Annotated in this window: 16 protein-coding genes; all 16 read left to right on the forward strand. The window is 53.6% G+C overall.

The genetic code is table 11. From position 1 onward, the window contains the following. Positions 1-44 precede the first annotated feature (44 nt). The 16 genes from GS_RS06725 to GS_RS06800 all read left to right on the forward strand — a co-directional run bounded on the left by GS_RS06725 (position 45) and on the right by GS_RS06800 (position 17,958). Entirely contained in the window at positions 45-1,013 is a 969-nt protein-coding gene (locus GS_RS06725; protein WP_010942004.1) for a 4Fe-4S dicluster domain-containing protein, read from the forward strand. Then, positions 1,000-1,224, forward strand: a complete 225-nt coding sequence (locus GS_RS06730; protein WP_010942005.1) for a sulfurtransferase TusA family protein — start codon at positions 1,000-1,002, stop codon at positions 1,222-1,224. Before GS_RS06725 ends, GS_RS06730 begins: the two co-directional genes overlap by 14 nt. A gap of 343 nt (positions 1,225-1,567) precedes the next feature. Further along, the gene (locus GS_RS06735) at positions 1,568-1,843 is read left to right on the forward strand and encodes a type II toxin-antitoxin system Phd/YefM family antitoxin (protein WP_010942006.1); all 276 of its coding nucleotides are present in this window, start codon (positions 1,568-1,570) and stop codon (positions 1,841-1,843) included. 4 nt (positions 1,844-1,847) lie between these two features. Continuing rightward, positions 1,848-2,159, forward strand: coding sequence for a type II toxin-antitoxin system RelE/ParE family toxin (locus GS_RS06740; protein ID WP_010942007.1), 312 nt, complete (start codon positions 1,848-1,850; stop codon positions 2,157-2,159). Positions 2,160-2,322: 163 nt separating this feature from the next. Continuing rightward, complete coding sequence (locus GS_RS06745) at positions 2,323-2,685, forward strand: IS3 family transposase ISGsu7 (RefSeq protein ID WP_010941222.1); 363 nt, start codon at positions 2,323-2,325, stop codon at positions 2,683-2,685. Then, entirely contained in the window at positions 2,682-3,572 is an 891-nt protein-coding gene (locus tag GS_RS06750; protein WP_010941223.1) for an IS3 family transposase, read from the forward strand. The genes GS_RS06745 and GS_RS06750 overlap by 4 nt, the downstream gene beginning before the upstream one ends. Positions 3,573-3,634: 62 nt before the next feature. Continuing rightward, positions 3,635-3,991: a nucleotide pyrophosphohydrolase gene (locus tag GS_RS06755; protein ID WP_010942008.1), complete on the forward strand. Its 357-nt coding sequence runs from the start codon at positions 3,635-3,637 to the stop codon at positions 3,989-3,991. A gap of 29 nt (positions 3,992-4,020) precedes the next feature. Then, entirely contained in the window at positions 4,021-6,423 is a 2,403-nt protein-coding gene (locus GS_RS06760) for a DNA/RNA helicase domain-containing protein (protein ID WP_010942009.1), read from the forward strand. Positions 6,424-6,445: 22 nt separating this feature from the next. Next, on the forward strand, positions 6,446-9,571 hold the full coding sequence (locus tag GS_RS06765; protein WP_010942010.1) for a DUF3427 domain-containing protein: 3,126 nt from the start codon (positions 6,446-6,448) through the stop codon (positions 9,569-9,571). 59 nt (positions 9,572-9,630) lie between these two features. Then, the gene (locus GS_RS06770; RefSeq protein WP_010942011.1) at positions 9,631-11,394 is read left to right on the forward strand and encodes an SIR2 family NAD-dependent protein deacylase; all 1,764 of its coding nucleotides are present in this window, start codon (positions 9,631-9,633) and stop codon (positions 11,392-11,394) included. Beyond that, on the forward strand, positions 11,384-12,805 hold the full coding sequence (locus tag GS_RS06775) for an argonaute/piwi family protein (protein ID WP_010942012.1): 1,422 nt from the start codon (positions 11,384-11,386) through the stop codon (positions 12,803-12,805). Before GS_RS06770 ends, GS_RS06775 begins: the two co-directional genes overlap by 11 nt. A 56-nt stretch (positions 12,806-12,861) precedes the next feature. Then, on the forward strand, positions 12,862-14,043 hold the full coding sequence (locus GS_RS06780; RefSeq protein ID WP_010942013.1) for a phosphoribosyltransferase-like protein: 1,182 nt from the start codon (positions 12,862-12,864) through the stop codon (positions 14,041-14,043). A 141-nt stretch (positions 14,044-14,184) separates the two neighbouring features. Next, positions 14,185-15,327 carry a reverse transcriptase family protein gene (locus GS_RS06785; protein WP_010942014.1) on the forward strand — a complete coding sequence of 381 codons (1,143 nt, stop codon included), beginning with the start codon at positions 14,185-14,187 and terminating at the stop codon, positions 15,325-15,327. A gap of 51 nt (positions 15,328-15,378) precedes the next feature. After that, complete coding sequence (locus GS_RS06790; protein WP_010942015.1) at positions 15,379-16,359, forward strand: HNH endonuclease; 981 nt, start codon at positions 15,379-15,381, stop codon at positions 16,357-16,359. A gap of 78 nt (positions 16,360-16,437) precedes the next feature. Continuing rightward, complete coding sequence (locus GS_RS06795; RefSeq protein ID WP_235044993.1) at positions 16,438-17,460, forward strand: restriction endonuclease; 1,023 nt, start codon at positions 16,438-16,440, stop codon at positions 17,458-17,460. 345 nt (positions 17,461-17,805) lie between these two features. Continuing rightward, on the forward strand, positions 17,806-17,958 hold the full coding sequence (locus GS_RS06800) for a hypothetical protein (RefSeq protein WP_235044994.1): 153 nt from the start codon (positions 17,806-17,808) through the stop codon (positions 17,956-17,958). Positions 17,959-17,968: the final 10 nt, after the last annotated feature.

The raw sequence follows: 17,968 nt of genomic DNA on the forward strand, positions 1-17,968 counted from the left end.
ATGTCTCTGTGGCGGATGTTCCGTTGTTGAAAAGGAAAAGATCAATGTCCGAGGAGAAGAATACCGCCATCGACCTCAAGAACCTCAAGGCCGGCGGCTTCATCAAGGAGCGGGGTAAGGATCTCTTCACCGTGCGCCTGCGGGTCCCCGGCGGGCGGCTGCCCGTGGGGCGGCTCAAGAAGATCGCCGAGGTGGCCGAGAAATACGGCCAGGGGATGGTCCATCTCTCGGTGCGCCAGTCGGTGGAGCTGATCAACATCAACTTCAGGGACTTCGACGCCGTGGTGGCCGAGCTGGGGGAGGGGACCCAGAAGGTCGCCTCCTGCGGGGCCCGGGTGCGCGTGCCCACCGCCTGCGGCGGCTGCGAGTACAACCCCAACGGCCTGGTGGACACCCAAAAGTCGGCCCTTGAGGTGGATGAAAAGCTGTTCGGCATCCCCACCGGCCACCACAAGTTCAAGGTCGGCTTTGCCGGCTGCCCCTTTGACTGTCCCAAGTCCGCCACCAATGACGTGGGCTTCCAGGGCGCGGTATGGCCTGTCCTCTCCGCGGACCACTGCATCGGCTGCGGCCTCTGCGCCAAATCATGCACCGAAGACGCCATTGCCATGGGAGACAACGGCAAGCCCCTCTTCATCCCCGCCAACTGCCTCTACTGCGGCGACTGCCTCAAGGTCTGCCCCACCGAGGCCTGGCGGGCGGGAAAAAAGGGCTACACTGTGCGGATCGGCGGCAAATGGGGCCGCCGCCCCCTGGTGGGCACCCTGTTCGCCGAGTTCCTGCCCGAAGACCAGGTGGTCGACTTCATCGCCGCGGTCCTGGGGTGGTACCAGGAAAAGGCTGAAGGCCAGGGCAGGATCAGGCTCGGCGACGTGATCCGCGCCCAGGGGCCCGAAGCCCTGCTCGCCCGCCTGCGGGAGCGCTTCCCCGCCTTCGTGGTCAACGCCACCATTGCCCCCCAGGCCATCGCCACCCAGGTCGGAAAGGAGAAACAGGCCCATGACAACCGTTGATCTGCGCGGGGTAACCTGCCCCACCAATTTCGTCAAAGCAAAGCTGGCGCTGGAAACGGTCGATACCGGCGCAGTGGTCGAATTCCTCCTGGACGACGGCGAGCCGGTGAAGAACGTCCCCCGCAGCCTCAAGGGCGAGGGGCACAAACTCCTTGGCCTCAAGGAGGCAGACGGCTGCTACGTCCTGACGGTGGGAAAGGGGGAGGAGTGAGGCGCCGAGCTTGTTTCACGGCGTGAGACGGTCGGCATGCGCCGGGTGTTTGGAAGGGATCGGACGGAGCGTCTGGTCCCTTTTCGTTTTTGCCTGCTAGGGAGGGGAAGCGGGCGCACTGGCGTTTTGTCAGGATTTCCCTGGGTTGACCTTTGGTTGGGAATGGTTTATGAGCAGGGGTGCGTAGAGGCACGGTGGTCACGGTGTGGCCCGGTCAACGCAAGCCGGGTGGGCATGTCGTTCCGGATGTTGTTCACGGTGCGGATTCGGCAATCATGGGTTTGTGCCGGCGGCAAACAGGTGCTATTATCTGGTCTTATAAACGCACCTGTTGGGAGGCCGTATGACCACGAACACAAAGTTTTCCGAGGACATCGTCCCGCTCTCCGATTTGAAGATCAATCCGGGCCGTGTTGTCAGCCAGGTGGACAAAACCCACCGGCCGGTGCTTCTGACAAGCCGGGGCCGGGGTGTCGCCGTTGTGCAATCCGTCAGGGATTTCGAGGCCGATGCCGAGGAGCGGGCATTTCTGAAGGCGGTCGTTCAGGGACTCGTTGATATCGAGGAGGGGCGGACCGTGAGTCTGGCCGACGCCAGGAAGCGTCTCGGGCTGGACTGAATCCATGGCGCCCAGGTCAAGCATTGAATTTGCCGAGTCGGCTGTTGCCGATCTGGCGGACATCATCGCCTGGTATGCCGACCAGCAGGTACCCGAGGTGGGGAAGCGCCTGGTCGGGGAGGTTGTCGCCCAGGTGGAGCGGCTCGCCGATTTCCCCGAAAGTGGACGGATCGTGCCGGAGTTCGAGCTTGCCAATCTGCGTGAGATTATTCATCCGCCGTTTCGGATTGTTTATCGGGTCGATGCTGCCCGCATCCGGATTGTCCGTGTCTGGCGGAGTGAGCGGTTGATGAAGGTGGTGGAAGGGAGTGAATGAAGGTGGCGGGGCCCTGGAGGCGAATGTTTGCTGAGCGGGGTTGGGAATACAACTTTGAATTGGATTTTGTACGGTGCAAATTAGGAAAATCAATCTTTTATGGCGGCCCCGGTTTTCTTGGACACGAAAATGAGGTAAATCTAGGTGTTCAAGGAGGTCGTCAATGGAAAAGGATGTCAGTGTCTCCGGTGCGGCGGAAGGAGAGCGTAGCTCGACTGGAGCAGCACCGGAAGTCAAACGTTGGAGCGCCAACCGCAAAAAGGAGGTTGTCCTGCGGTTGATGCGCGGTGAACCAATCGATGCCTTGTCCCGTGAGTTGGGCATCGAAATCTATCGCCTGGAAGAGTGGCATCAGAAAGCACTCCAGGGGATAGAATCTGCTCTCAAGGCTCGTGAAGGTGATCCGTTGGCAGCGGAACTCGATGCAGCCTTCAAGCGCATCGGTGAGATCACCATGGAAAACGAGCTACTGCGGGAGAAAGCGAGGCGTGCCCACCCTTTGGCCCAGAGGAGATCGAAGAAATGAGTGCTACGATCTCCCCTGCCACCGGTAAAGCCTATGGCGTTCAGCGCGTCTGCCTTGCCTGGGGAGTGCCCCGCTCGTCGTTCTATAGCCGTGCAGGCAGAAAAACATTGCCTGCTGTACTGCTCAAGCGTGGTCCAAAAACACCGCTCTCTGACGACGAGGTACTTTCTCTCATCCGGACCGACCTGGAGACATCCCCCTTTGTCGGCGAAGGGCACCGTAAGGTCTGGGGACGACTACGCTTCGTCAAAGGGATAAAAGTCGGCCGCAAACGAGTGTTGCGTCTCATGCGGGAGAACAATCTGCTCTCCCCTCACCGGGTTGTTCAGGGACAGCCCAAGGACCACGCCGGCAAGATCATCACGGCGGCCCCCAACGTCATGTGGGGTACCGATGGCACCAAGATCTTCACCCTGGAAGAAGGGTGGTGCTGGTTGTTTACCGCCGTCGAGCATTGGAATGCCGAGTGCGTCGGTTGGCATGTGACCAAGAATGGCGACCGGTTTGCCGCATTGCAGCCGCTCGCCATGGGAATCAAGGCCCGTTTCGGCTCGGTCGGTGCCGCTGCTGCTCGAGGGTTGGCACTGAGGATGGATCACGGCAGCCAATACCTCTCAGAGCATTTCCAGAATCAGATCAAGTTCTGGGGAATTGCCCCAAGTTTCTCATTTGTTGCCGAACCGCAGACCAACGGGGTGACGGAACGGTTTAATCGGACTATCAAAGAGCAGGTCATCTATGGCCGCCATTACCGCACAATCGAAGAAGTAAGGATGGCAGTAGCTGACTTCATGGATCGTTACAACCGGCTGTGGCTGGTTGAAAAGCTCGGGTTCAGAAGCCCACGACAGGCTTTCGAGGAGTATCAACTCAAGAAGGCTGCGTGACTCTTATCTTGTGTCCAGGGTACCGGGCGCGCTACAGAAAATCAATCTTTCCAGGGGATTAAGTGGAAAAAACAATACGTGAATTAACAGTGAGAGTTCGGGAGTTTTGCGAAGCACGAGATTGGGATCAATTCCATGGCCCAAAGGATCTTGCTATAGGGGTCATTACAGAGGCTTCGGAACTCTTAGAGCATTTCCGCTTTCAGTCTGATGAACAGGCGTTGGCATTGTTGAATGACCCTAAAATTAAAGAGGAGATCGAAGATGAGCTTGCCGATGTCCTATTCTTCCTGCTCCGTTTCTCGCAGTTGTTCGATGTTGACCTGACCAAGGCCCTGCTGAGGAAGATCGAGAAGAGCGAAAAGAAATATCCCGTAGAAAAGGCAAAAGGGAAGAATACGAAGTACACGAAGCTGTAGGCCGATATCCGCGTTCACAGGGGCCAGCATTGATCGTTTATTCCGCCACAAAAGCCAGGTTCAAAGAAGATGTCATGACCAATGACATCGGCGGCATCATCTTCAACGCCTTCCAGAATGCAACGGGGCGAAGTACCGGCAGGGCCGAAATCGAATCGTGGATGCACTCGCTGCAGTATATGGACCGAGTTCTCAGCGACGATGAAATCCCCCACGACGCCGGCGTCGCCATCGAGTACCACCTCCCTCAAACCTCCAAGCGTATCGACTTCATCCTAACCGGCCGGGACAGGGACCGGCGCGAGTCGGCCATTCTCGTTGAACTTAAGCAGTGGCAGAAGGCGGAGCTGACCCAGAGTGACGCCATCGTTATTACCCGCTTCAAGCACGGCACCGCCGAAACCCTTCACCCCTCCTACCAAGCCTGGTCTTACAAGCGCCTCCTTGAAGACTTCAACCAGACCGTACAAGAAGAACATATCGGTCTCTACCCCTGCGCCTACCTGCATAACTACGAAGACGACGGGGTAATTACCCATCCGTTTTACAGCGACCATATCAAGCGGGCACCGATTTTCCTCAAGCCCGATGCCCTGAAACTGCAGCAGTTCATCAAGACTCACGTCAAATTCGGCGATACGACCCGGATTATGTACCGGATCGAGCACGGCAAGATCAAGCCGTCCAAGAACCTGGCCGATGAGCTTGCTTCAATGCTCAAGGGCAACCGGGAATTCGTCCTGATCGACGACCAGAAAGTGGTGTTCGAGAAGGCGAAACGGTTGGCAGAGCAGGCATCGGAGCACACCAAAAAGGTCCTGATCGTCGAGGGAGGGCCGGGCACTGGTAAGTCGGTTCTAGCGATTAACCTCCTGGTGGCGCTTACCGGCAAGGATCATGTCGTCCAGTACGTCACCCGCAACTCGGCCCCTCGGCTCGTCTACGAGGCCAAGCTTACCGGCCACTTCCGGAAAACTCATATTTCCAACATGTTATCCGGTTCCGGCTCGTATCACGCGACTCCACCCAACACGTTCGGTTGCCTCATCGTGGACGAGGCGCACCGGTTGAACGAGAAGTCCGGAATGTTCAGCCACCTGGGGGAGAACCAGATCAAGGAGATCATCAGCGCCAGCAGGCTGAGTGTCTTCTTCATCGACGAAGACCAGAAGGTGACCCTGAAGGACATAGGCGACAAGGAGGCGATCCGCACCTGGGCGGAGAAGCTAGGTGCCGAAGTCGTGGAGATGAGCCTGGAGTCACAGTTTCGCTGCAATGGCTCTAACGGTTACCTGGCGTGGCTCGACAATACACTGCAGATTCGGGAGACGGCCAACGAGACGCTGGATACCCGTGAGTACGACTTCCGCATTGTTGATAGCCCATCCGAACTGCACGGCCTGATCAAGGACAAGAACAAGATAAGTAACAAGGCACGTATGGTGGCAGGCTACTGCTGGGACTGGACCAGCAAGAAGAATCCTCATTTGAAGGACATTGTCATTGGCGACTACCGGGCGACTTGGAACCTGGAGACAGACGGCCAGGCGTGGATCATAAAGCCCGACTCCGTCAGCGAGGTGGGGTGCATTCATACCTGCCAGGGGCTGGAGGTGGACTACATCGGCGTCATCGTCGGGCCGGATTTGGTCGTCCGCGACGGCAGTGTGCTGACCCGGCCGGCCGAGCGGTCGAGAATGGACAAGTCGATCCAGGGGTGGAAGAAGCTGCTCAAGGATGATCCCGAAGGTGGCGCGGCGCGGCTAGACGCCATCATCAAGAACACCTACCGAACCCTCATGACGCGCGGCCAGAAGGGATGCTACGTCTACTTCACAGACGAGGAGACACGCCGGTACTCCGCCGAACGGCTGCAGATCGGGCCGGCAGCAGAGCAGGTTGCCGAGAAACCGGTGCTGCCTGCAGACGAAGAAGCAGTGGTCCTGCCGTTCCGCCTTCTGGGGCCAGAGCAAGCGCGGCCATACGAGAACTGCGTACCGCTCTACGACTTCAAGATCGCCGCCGGCGGCTTCAGTGACGAGCAACAGGTGGATGATTGCGACTGGGTTGAACTGCCGGAAGAATTCCGTCCAAGGAAAGGGCTGTTTGTGGCCCAAGTGGTGGGTGAGTCGATGAACCGGCGCATCCCGAACGGGGCCTGGTGCCTCTTCCGCATCGCCTCGGCCGGCTCACGGAACGGCAAGGTCGTCCTCGCCTCGCACCGGGAGATAGCCGATAACGATACCGGCGGACACTACACCGTCAAGATTTACGAGAGCACGAAGGAGAGTTTTTCTGATGGGACGTGGCGGCATGCGTCGATCATCCTGCGGCCGGACAGTGCCTTGCCTGGGTATGAGCCGATTGTGTTGAGCGAGGAGCAGGCGGAGGATTTGCGGGTGATTGGGGAGTTGGTGGCGGTGCTGGGGTGATCTTACGGCGGATTGAGGTTCAATGCGTTTAGCTCACGGCATATACGAAGCACTTCTCGATGAAGCTTTGCAGGAGGCCCTAGCCCTGCGGCCGGAACTGCGACGCGTTTTCAGCAAGATCGATCAGGAGGAGCAGCCGGCCCTCTATGCCGCCTTTGTCGCCCGGGTACTGGAGCAGGCGCTGCGAGAGGAGTCGGACCAGGAAAAGCGCCTCGCACTCTGCAACCGGATTCTTGGCTCCGTGGCTGCTGAGCCGGGTAGGGGGCATCTGGAAAAGCGCCGTCTGATCCCGGAACAGAAGCCGCTCCTCTTGGAAATCACCCCGCCCAACTACAACCAATCCGGGCTCCCCCGGCCCCATACCTCTCTTGCACAAAGCAGTCTCTTTACCGGAGCAGATGGTCATCTCCAGCTTGTCCATGAGTTGCTGGCTGAACTACGCTCCGCCGACGGGGTGGATATCCTCGTATCCTTCATCAAGTGGTCCGGTCTGCGGCTCCTCATGCCGGCTTTTGAAGATCTGCGTGACCGACAGGTCCCGGTGCGGCTGATCACCACCTCCTACATGGGGGCGTCCGATGCCCCGGCGGTGGAGTGGCTGGCTGGTCTCCCCAACGTGCAGGTCCGAGTCTCCTACGACACCGAGCGGACCCGGCTCCACGCCAAGGCCTATCACTTCCGGCGGCAGAGCGGCTTCTCCACCGCCTACATCGGCTCAGCCAACATGTCCCAGGCGGCGATTACCAGCGGGCTGGAGTGGAACCTGAAAGTCACCGCCCAGGACATGCCTCACGTGCTGGAGAAGTTCAGCGTCGAGTTCGAGACTTACTGGAACAGCCGGGAATTCGTCCCCTTCGATCCGGCCCGGCCGGAGCAGTTTCGCAGCGCCCTGGCCCGCGCCAAGAACAAGGAGATCAGCGGTCCGGCGGTCTTTTTCGATCTTACCCCCCACCCGTTTCAGGAGCGGATTCTGGAAGCGCTGGAGCGGGAGCGCAGCGCCCACGACCGCTGGCGCAATCTGGTCATCGCCGCCACCGGCACCGGTAAGACCGTGGTAGCGGCCTTTGATTTCAAGCGCTTCTATGAGCAGAAACAGAAGCAGGCAAAGCTCCTTTTCCTGGCCCACCGGCAGGAGATTCTCCAGCAGGCACTCGGCACCTTCCGCAACATCCTGCGGGACCAGAATTTCGGCGAACTGCAGGTCGGGCCCTATGACGCCACCCGTCTGGAGCACCTCTTCTGCTCCGTCGGTATGCTCACCTCCCGCCGCCTCTGGGAGCAGGTCGGCCCGGACTTCTACGACTACATCGTCATCGACGAAGCCCACCACGGCACGGCCGGCAGCTACCGTCCCATCTTCAACCACTTCTCCCCGCAGATACTGCTGGGACTCACCGCCACCCCGGAACGGATGGACGGCGATAACGTGGCCGCCGATTTTGGCAACCGCTTTGCCGCCGAGATCCGCCTCCCTGAAGCGCTGGAGGAGAAGCTCCTCTGCCCCTTCCACTACTTCGGCATTGCCGACCCCATCGCCATCAACGGCGATCAGTTCTGGCGCAATGGCAAGTACGATGCCGCGGCTCTGGAGAACGTCTATGTCCTCGATACGGCCAACGCCCGTAAGCGGGTGGCGGCGATCATTGAGGCTCTGAAGCGCTACGAGCCGGACGTAGCGAGCCTCAAGGGGATCGGTTTTTGCGTCACCATCCGCCATGCCGAGTACATGGCCGAGCAGTTCAGCCAGCGCGGCATCCCGTCAGCCCCCTTTGTCTCCGGCATCGACTCCGACCAGTGCGCCGACCTCCTGGCCCGGCTGAGAAACGGCCAGCTCACCTTCCTCTTCACCGTGGACAAGCTGAGTGAAGGGGTGGACGTGCCGGAGATCAACACCGTCCTCTTTCTGCGCCCCACCGAGAGCCTGACGGTCTTTCTCCAGCAGCTCGGCCGCGGCCTGCGCCATGCCCCGGAGAAGGAGTGCCTCACCGTCCTCGACTTTGTCGGTCAGGCCCACCGCCGCTACCGCATCGACACCAAGCTGAAAGCACTCCTCCCCCGGCACCGCTTCGCCATCGACAAGGAAGTGGAGCAAGATTTCCCCCATCTGCCGGCCGGCTGCGCCATCCAGCTTGACCGCCTCTCCCGCCAGTATGTGCTGGACAATATCCGGGAGAACTTCGGCCGTCTGGCGGTGCAGGTGCCGGACCGGCTCCAGACCTTTACCAGCGAGACCGGGCAGGAGCTGACCTTTGGCAACTTCATCCGCTACCACGATTACGAGCCGGAGGTGCTGCTGGCCAAGGAGTCGTGGAGCGAGTGGAAAGCCAAGGCCCAACTGGCGCCGATTCCGGTCGATCCCGATCTGGCGCGGCTGAAGAAAGCCCTGCTCCGGGCGGCCTTCATCAATGGCCCACGGGAAGCAGAGCTGCTGCGGCAACTGCTGGCCATGCTTGCCGCCGGGCAGGTGATCGAGGCGCTGGCTCTGGCCGGTTCATCGGCCATGCTGCTCTATTACCGCATCTGGGGGGATAGGGCGGAGAAGGTGGGGATTGCCTCGCTGGCAGAGGCCTTCCAACGGCTAGCCGCCAACCCGAGCATCTGCGCCGATTTGGACGAGATTTTGGCCTGGTCGTTGGATACCACCGAAGTTGCCGGGATTGCCCCGGAGCTGCCGTATCGTGTGCCGCTGGAGTTGCACGCCCAGTATGGCATTCGTGAGGTTCAGGCCGCCTTTGGCCGTGCGACGCTGGAGAGCAGCGGCCAGACCGGGGTCGGGGTGATGCACTTTGCCGAGCAGAAGACCTATGCCCTGTTGGTGACCTTCCAGAAGACGGAAAAGGAGTTCTCCCCCAGCACCATGTATGCGGATTACCCCATCAGCCGGGAGCTGCTGCACTGGGAGTCCCAGGCCAACACCGCCCAGCATCACACCGACGGGCAGAACCTGATTCATCATCAGGAGCGGGGCTACACGGTTCTGGTATTTGCCCGTGGGAAGAAAAAGCGGAACGGGGTTACAGTGCCGTTCACTTACCTGGGGCCGGTGGATATGGTGAGTTATGAGAGCGAGCGGCCGATTAAGATGGTCTGGCGGCTCAGGTATGCGATGCCGGTGGAGATGTTTGAGGATAATCGGCGGGGTGGGTGATTCTTGGGGCTGACAAGATAATCACTACTTCCAGACTTGTATACAGGGGATCTAATAGCATGGATGTCTTAACTGACAATGAGTTTTACCAGCACTACCTTCAGAATTCACAGCACATGATGTGGTTTTTAGGGGCAGGAACGTCTCGTTCTGCTGGTTTGCCTACTGCTAGCGATATCATTTGGGATCTTAAACATCGATATTACTGCTTACATGAAAATCAGGATTATCAAAAACATGACATCAATAATCATGCAATAAAAAGCAAAATCCAAAGTTATATGGATAGCAAGGGATTTCCTTTACAGTGGAGTCCAGAAGAATACTCATTTTATTTTGAATTGGTCTTCCGCGATGATTACGAGGCGCAACGAAAGTACCTTTTAGAAGCCCTTGCCAGCAGAAAGGTGTCTCTGAATATCGGTCACCGAGTTCTTGCTGCCCTACTTGAGATGAACCAGACCAAAGTTGTTTTCACAACCAACTTTGATGATGTCATAGAAACCGCCTTCTCAGATATTAGTGGCAAGCATTTGTCTGTTTATCACCTTGAAGGATCCTATGCCGCCTTATCTGCATTGAATACCGAAGCCTTTCCCATTTACGCCAAGATTCATGGCGACTTCCGTTATCAAAAAATAAAAAATCTTACCCCAGATCTGCAGACCAATGATCGCGAAATACATAAATGCTTTCTTGCTGCAGCTATCAGGTTCGGTCTTGTTGTATCAGGCTATAGTGGTCGTGATGAAAACGTTATGACTATGCTTCGGGCTGCAATCGATCAGAACAATGCATTCCCGCATGGGCTCTACTGGACCGTACCCTCTATTTCTAAGTCGGAGCCAGCCGTTCAGGATTTGATCACTTACGCACAAGGCAAAGGTGTTCGCGCCTATCTGGTGGAAACCGGTACATTTGATGAAATGCTCTCAAAGATTTGGCGACAGGTGAAAGACAAACCTGCTGCCATCGATGCCAAAGTACGAACAGCCCGAGTTTGTCCCGTTTCCATACCACTACCCGGCCCCGGCAAATCCTTTCCGGCCTTGCGTACCAACGCTCTACCAGTGGTCACTCAATCCATCCGATGCGGAGTTGTAACGTTGGCTAGTCCTATAACCTTCTCCGAGCTGAAGGAAAGGATAAGTCAGAAATCGCCAAAAGCACTCCTGACGTACACGGAAAAGGTATTGTTTTTGGGTGGAGAGCCAGAAATCAGAAAGATTTTTTCAAATGACGAGATCAATTCCATCGGTCAATACTATATTGATGAGATAGCTCAAAGCGTTGCCGCCTCTACTTTCTTGAAATCCTTTGTTGAGGAGGCAATTCTCACTGCGTTATTGCGCGAGAAACCCATTCTGCACCGTGTCCGGCATAGAACACATTATGCAGTTATACCGAATGCCTCAGCAAAAGATGACAGATTTTTGGATTTAAGAAAGGCAGTGGGGTTCAAAGGAGATCTTGGGTACATTACCGGAAACGTTACAAATGCAAAAGAATTGAGTTGGGCTGAAGCCGTGTCGATTCGTCTTGAAGAACGAGGGGGCAAGCTCTGGATCATGCTAAAACCGGAAATTTGGATAAAGCCATTGGATAGGCGAGAAGAGGCCACGGATTTCATTCGAAGTCGAAGACGTTATCGATTCAATCAATGTTCATATCAGATCCTCGATGCCTGGATCAAAATACTGTTCGGTTCAATCGGAGGTGGCGGTACGGTAAATATATCTTGTTTCCCTGATGCAGAGTTTAAAGCCGAGTTCGAGATCGGAACACGCACTGCCTTTAGTCTGGGGGTGGGATATGGCCGATAATCTTTCGCAGCTTGCGGCACATTCAACCATTCCAGAGCCCTTGCTTCTCTTCAAAGACAACCGTACAGACACACATCCTCTTCGTGGGCTCTCACAGTATGGGCCTTATAGCGCCTGTTTTAACCTTCCAGGTCAAGTTAGGCTAGCATACCTTGCCCCCACAGAGCATATGCGCAAGCTGGATGCCATTGTACGCGAGTTGCAGAACCCAGCTACGCCGAAGGAAGCGACGAACTATTATGTGGAGTATGGAGGATTTGAGAAAGTCTTCAAGGTGCCACTAGTTATGCCGCAGGAACATCTGAGATGTTTAGCCCTGGATGAATGTCATGGTGTTGCGGCAAATGGCAACGGACTCGCTCTTGCAGATAAGATTGTTCAGTCGATGTCTGGTCTTTTTCGACAAAAACATGCGTTTGATGTTCTGTTAGTGTATTTGCCTGCCAGCTGGAAGAAGTGTTTTGAGTATGATGGATTTGACCTGCATGACCGAATAAAGGCGAAAGTTGCTCCGCTCAATTTGCCTATTCAAATCATCAACGACACTGCGCTAACGAGACAATGCCGCGCCAATGTCATGTGGGGTGTCAGCGTTGCCCTGTATGCTAAAGCAGGCGGAATACCGTGGAAGCTGGCGGACTGGGATAAAGACGAAGCTTATATCGGACTCAGTTATGCCATCAAGAAAAATGCTGAAGGACAAGAATATACAACGTGCTGCAGCCAGGTCTTTGATCCGGATGGAACCGGCTTTGAATTTGTAGCCTACGACACGCGCGAATTTATTACCGATCGTAAAGGCAACCCGTATCTCAGCTACCAGGAAATGCAATCCGTTCTTTCAAAAAGCCTTCACCTTTATCAGAGCAGCCATAACGGACGAATGCCACGAAAAATTTTCATTCACAAAACTACGCACTTCACTGAAGATGAAATACAGGGGGCATTCGATTCTTTCAGCAGTTCGACAGAGATCGAACTCGTGCAGATTATTCAGAGCACAAACTGGTATGGATTGAAAGTTGACGGTAAAAAGGGAGATAAACCTGTAGCTCCAGCATCATACCCAGTAGATAGAGGTTTGTATCAACCGCTGACAGAATCAGAATGCTTGCTCTGGACTCAAGGTAGCGTTATGGGGGTGAATCAACAAAATCCGGGTCAACCGGTGTTCAAGGAAGCGGCTCTTACTCCTCTACCGAACCCGATCATGTTGCGTCGTTTTTCAGGCAATGGAGGCTGGCATGCTACCTGTTCAAGCATTCTTGCGCTGACGAAGGTTGACTGGAACAATAATACGCTCTACAAAAAGTTACCAGTCACTCTCGTTTATTCACAAGTTTTCGCAGATGTTGTGAAGCAGACACCGGAAATTGTTAACGAAATATATGATTATCGGTTTTTTATGTAATGTTTGATCTTAACTTAAGACCAGCACATCGAGTAATACTCTAATAGGCAAAATATATGGATTTAATCGAAATAGCTGATGTAAGAGAATGGCTAAGCCAATTTAGTGAAGCAGACATCCCAATTGCTATATCGATGTTAAGATCATTGAATCTAGTTTCTCATAATGCGTTTAGTGCCGGGATTGAAAATAGCATTAAAACTATCGTTAAAAAACATGGGAAAGCCGCGGTTTTTCCAGTTAAACGTGCGTTGGTTAAGAAAGTGCCTGGAAAAGACTATCGGCATCTTTATCAGAGTGCAGATGCGATTGGTTACTTACTCACAAACCTTGAAAGAAGTATGCCTAGGAGCATTTCTGTAGAGCCAACGCACGCCAGCATGAAGGCCGAGAAGGTAAAACATATAGTTTTTATTGATGATTTAATAGGTACTGGGAAGCGAGTTAATAGCTTTTGGCAAGAATGGGCTAACAAAAGTTATAAGAGTTGGTTGTCTTTCAGGTATTGCGAGTTATACATCTTGAGTTATGCAGCATCTAGAAGCGGGATTGAGTATTTATTAAATGAAATACCATATCTTAAACCTGAGAATATACTTACATCAATATCACTGCCTAGAGTCAGTCCACTTGCCAATGATGAAATGAAAAGAATTTGTAACTACTATGGGGAAAAAACCGCAAAGTCAGTAGTGAAGTTCGGTTATGGTAACCAGATGTTAAATGTAATTTTTCAGCATGCTTGTCCTAATAATGCACCCTCCATCTTATGGTCTCCCGGAAAACAGTGGAAGGCTTTATTTCCGAACAGATCCATTCCAGCATCCTTTCATAAGGTGTTTGGTGGAACCTTTCCATTTAAAATAGCTGATTCGTTATGGGATATTCATCAGCCTCGGCTAGCACTGGAGATTCTCGATCGTCTAGAATCAGGAAGAATACAACGGGAAACTGTTGAACTGTTAACAGTCCTGGGTTTTCTGGCGAGAGGTGTTGGCCTTATAAGAATATATGAATGTACCCTCTTGGAGAAATCTAGGGTCGACGAAGCCATTTTGATATTGAAGCAGGTGGGACTTGTAACAAAGAATTTTGAGATTACCAGTTTTGGTAAAGAAGTTCTTAATCGATTTAAGGCAACAGATAAACGGAAATATGAGCTTGTCTGCGACCAATTATTGTACTACCCTCATCAATTTAAGGGGCTCCAGAGAAAATCTAGTGAAGGCCCAACCTGAGTGTTGGGTACGAGTAGGCAGCGGATTCCGCGAGCCATTGGAATAGCACATGAATGAACAAGGATATTAATGGCAAACGCTTACGTTCGTATGCCTTACTACGTTCGCCATTAATGTCCTCGCTTCGCGAGGTTGAAGTAGATGAGTATCTGGAGCCCGCTTTTATTTAATGCTGAAGGAAAGAAACAAGGGTATGATTGCCGTTATCTCCACAAGTTAACTGACCAAGGGAATAAACTCTCAGACAGTGGTTTGCCTGTAATTTTCACGCTCGCTCACCTGTGTGCGATGGCAGGTGTTTCCTTTTCTCTCATTCACTCCTGTGTGTCCAGGAAATACGACCCATATAGAAGCTTTACAATTAAAAAGAGGTCGGGAGGGTATCGCCAAATTGTGGTGCCTGAACCTGAGTTAATGCATCTCCAGAGATGGATTAATGAGTTTATATTGAAGCGGGCAAAGGTGCATTCTTGTGCTGCTGCATATATTTCAGGCTCCGATATAAAAATGAATGCTTCAAAGCATCTCGGTGCAAACTGGCTAATAAAGTTAGATATACAGAGATTTTTCGAGTCTATATCAGAACTGCAAGTTTATTATATCTTCCATAGACTTGGGTATCCAAAATTATTGTCGTTTGAAATGGCCAGAATCTGTACCAGAGTAGACACCCAAAGCAATAGACATTTTAGACCAAGATGGAATAACAGAATCCATCACTTCGAAATCCTTGAGTACTGTGATTCTAGGGTTGGTTATTTACCACAAGGTGCTCCTACTAGTCCGAGTTTGTCCAATTTAACCTGCCGAAAACTTGATAAAGAAATTTACGACCTTAGTTGCCGTTCTGATTGCCGATATACTAGATATGCAGATGACTTCGCCTTTTCTTTTATAGATCTTGATAGGGAAAAAGCCTCAAATTTTGTAAATCAAGTCAGTCGAATCATATCATCTTACGGTTTTAGAAAGAATGCTCGAAAAACAAAGATCATACCCCCTGGATCAAAAAAAATTATTACCGGGCTTGTTTTGGGTAATGGGAAAGTGCATCTTCAGAAAGAATTAAAGGATTACATAAGACAAAATATATACTTTGCAACTAAATATGGTGTAGATGAACACTGTAAAAAACGTGGATTCGTCTCAATAGATGGATTTTATAATCATCTGGAAGGAATTGTTAATTTTGCACTATTTATTGAACCAGATTTTGGAGAAAAAGCCTTTGAGGAGTTTCGTGCAATTAAGTGGCCATCTTTAATAGTGGGGCTTCATGCTTAGAACAAGTGGTCGTGTCGCAACCATTTACAAGTTCATAATATTTTGAGAACCATGACCTTTCTCCCCACCTCCCTCAAATTCTTCTCCTCCCTCTCCCGCGCCTCCGGCGCAGTCTGGACCGAGGCCACCAAGCGCAAGGCGCCGCACAAGCCGCTGCTGCTCCTGGCGGTGCTGGATCTGGTTCATCGCGGTGTCATCACTACGCCGTTCATCGCCGTCAGTGGCGATCTGGTGGAGCTGAACGAGCTGTTCAACCTCTACTGGCGGCGGATCATCCCTCTCGGTCAGACCAGCAGCATCGCCTTCCCCTTCTCCCGACTCGCCCGCGAACCGTTCTGGGAGCTGGTCCCCCAGCCGGGGAAAAACATCACCGATGCGGTAATCAACAACACCTCCTCCGTCAGCTACCTGCGCAAGTACGCCCTGGGGGCGAAGCTGGACGACGGGCTGTTCCGGGTCATGGCGAGCGGGGAGGGGCGGGAGGCACTGCGGGAAGCGCTGCTCCTTTCCTGCTTCTCGCCCGAGGCGTCGGCGCAGCTGCGGGAGCAGTCGATCATCAACCGAGAGGCGTTCGACTACAGCCGACTGCTGGAGGAACAGGCCCACCTGCCGCTGGTGAAGGAGATCGTCGAGGCGGACAACTACCGGCCCACGGTGCGGGACCAGGCCTTCCGCAAGGTGGTGACCTCGGCCTACGACCACCGCTGCGCCCTGTGCGGCATCCGCATCGTCACCCCCGACGGCCACACGGTGGTGGAGGCAGCCCACATCGTGCCGTGGAGCAGAAGCCAAAACGACGACATCCGCAACGGCATGGCCCTCTGCAGAACCTGTCACTGGGGCTTCGACGAGGGGATGCTCGGCGTCTCTGACAACTACACCGTCATCACCTCCCGCTCCATCGGCATCGACCCCAACTTCCCCGGCCTGCTCCAGACCCTCTCCGGCCGTGGCATCATCCCGCCGGCCGACCCGGATAAATTCCCGGCCCGCGAGTATTTGGCCGAGCATCGCCGGGCGTGGCGGCTGTAACGTACGTCATGAAGGTCGAAAACATATTCAGATACGAATCAGAAGTGAGGAGATATGGCACGACAACGAACTAGCCCAATGGAAGAAATGATTTTGGTTGCCACCAAGCTCCCCTGGTGGGCGTGCCTGCTGCTGGCACTTGTGTCGTACGCCGTGCTTCACGTGATGGCAATGCGGCCTGTAATGCCTGCTACGGTTGTCCCCGGCCAGATGGGTGACGCCGTGGCACGGGGGCTCATTACGACTCTGGCCATGTTTGGACAGTACGTGATGCCATTTGCGTTTGCTCTGGCTGCCCTGCTGTCGGCCGTTAATGAATATCGGAATAAAAAGAGCGGTACTTTCGTCCCTAATCATCTTGATGTAGCGCCACCTTCCAGGAAAAGAGTGTCAACAGAAGCTAGCGTTCCAATGCCCACATCCGGTAATTCCGGAAAGATGAACCGGGATTTCGATCATATGCTTCCTGGTGGTGAGGAAGAACTAGCAATTGAGAATCCGCAACCTGTCCCATTGCCGCAGCAGTGGGGCATGTCTGTCATTCAAATGATGGAGTGGAAGCGTTTTGAAATTGTCACCCGGGAATTTCTGAAGATGACAGGATATGATGCCCATGAAACGAAGGTGGGCGCTGATGGCGGAGTGGATATTAGGGTCACAAAGCCCAGTAACGATACTTTCCAGGGTATTGTGCAGTGCAAAGCTTGGAATTCGTATCGGGTTGGGGTAAAGCCAGTGCGCGAGCTTTATGGTGTCATGGCCGCCGAAAAGGCGACGGCTGGTATGGTTATCACATCCGGTACCTTTACTGCGGAAGCGGAAGAATTTGCTAAAGGGAAGGTCAAACTAATTTCTGGCGTGAATTTTCTTGAGCTTATTCGAAAATTGCCACCGGAGAAACAACAAAGGCTTCTGGATATTGCATTGGAAGGGGATTATCAAACGCCAACGTGCCCACAGTGTGACCTGAAAATGACACTGCGCGAAAATAAGTCGGGGAAAAATCCAGGGTCAAAATTCTGGGGATGTGTCCGGTATCCCCACTGTCGGCAAACGCTCGTATATACCGGGAACGGAAGCCGGGTCAGGCTTCCAAGTTGATAAGATTATTGCTCCCAGAACTCGGCAACCTCCTTCAGGATGCTCTCCGAAACCAGCTCCGTTGCATCGGAGTCGAACCAGGCGCGGCTGGCAGGCGCGGCTGGGGTCGGACCAAACTAATAGCTCGAAATTATAAAGTTATTCCGATAATCAAGGCGCATTATCGGCCTTAGAAGCACATTTTTGCCGTGAAAAGTGAGGCTTTTAGAAATGGCACGGGCAAATCGGTATCACAAGGGGAGGGATGAAATAGTCATGCAAAAATAGCTTATAGTTGCCTAGTATGTCCAAAAATAATGGACATACTATGTTGTAAATTGTTATATTGTTGCCATCACACCGGAGATGGTGATCATGACGAACGCCCTGTTGCTCAAAAGCATCCCCTATGAGGAGTTTGACTACCAGACCCTGCTGGATGCCGTTCATGGGTATGCCCGGCCACGGATGAAGGAGGCGCGGCTGGGGTCGGACCAAGCTAATAAGTCGAAATTATAAAGTTATTCCG

The sequence above is a fragment of the Geobacter sulfurreducens PCA genome, from assembly GCF_000007985.2.
In the GTDB taxonomy this organism is placed as follows: Bacteria; Desulfobacterota; Desulfuromonadia; order Geobacterales; family Geobacteraceae; genus Geobacter; species Geobacter sulfurreducens.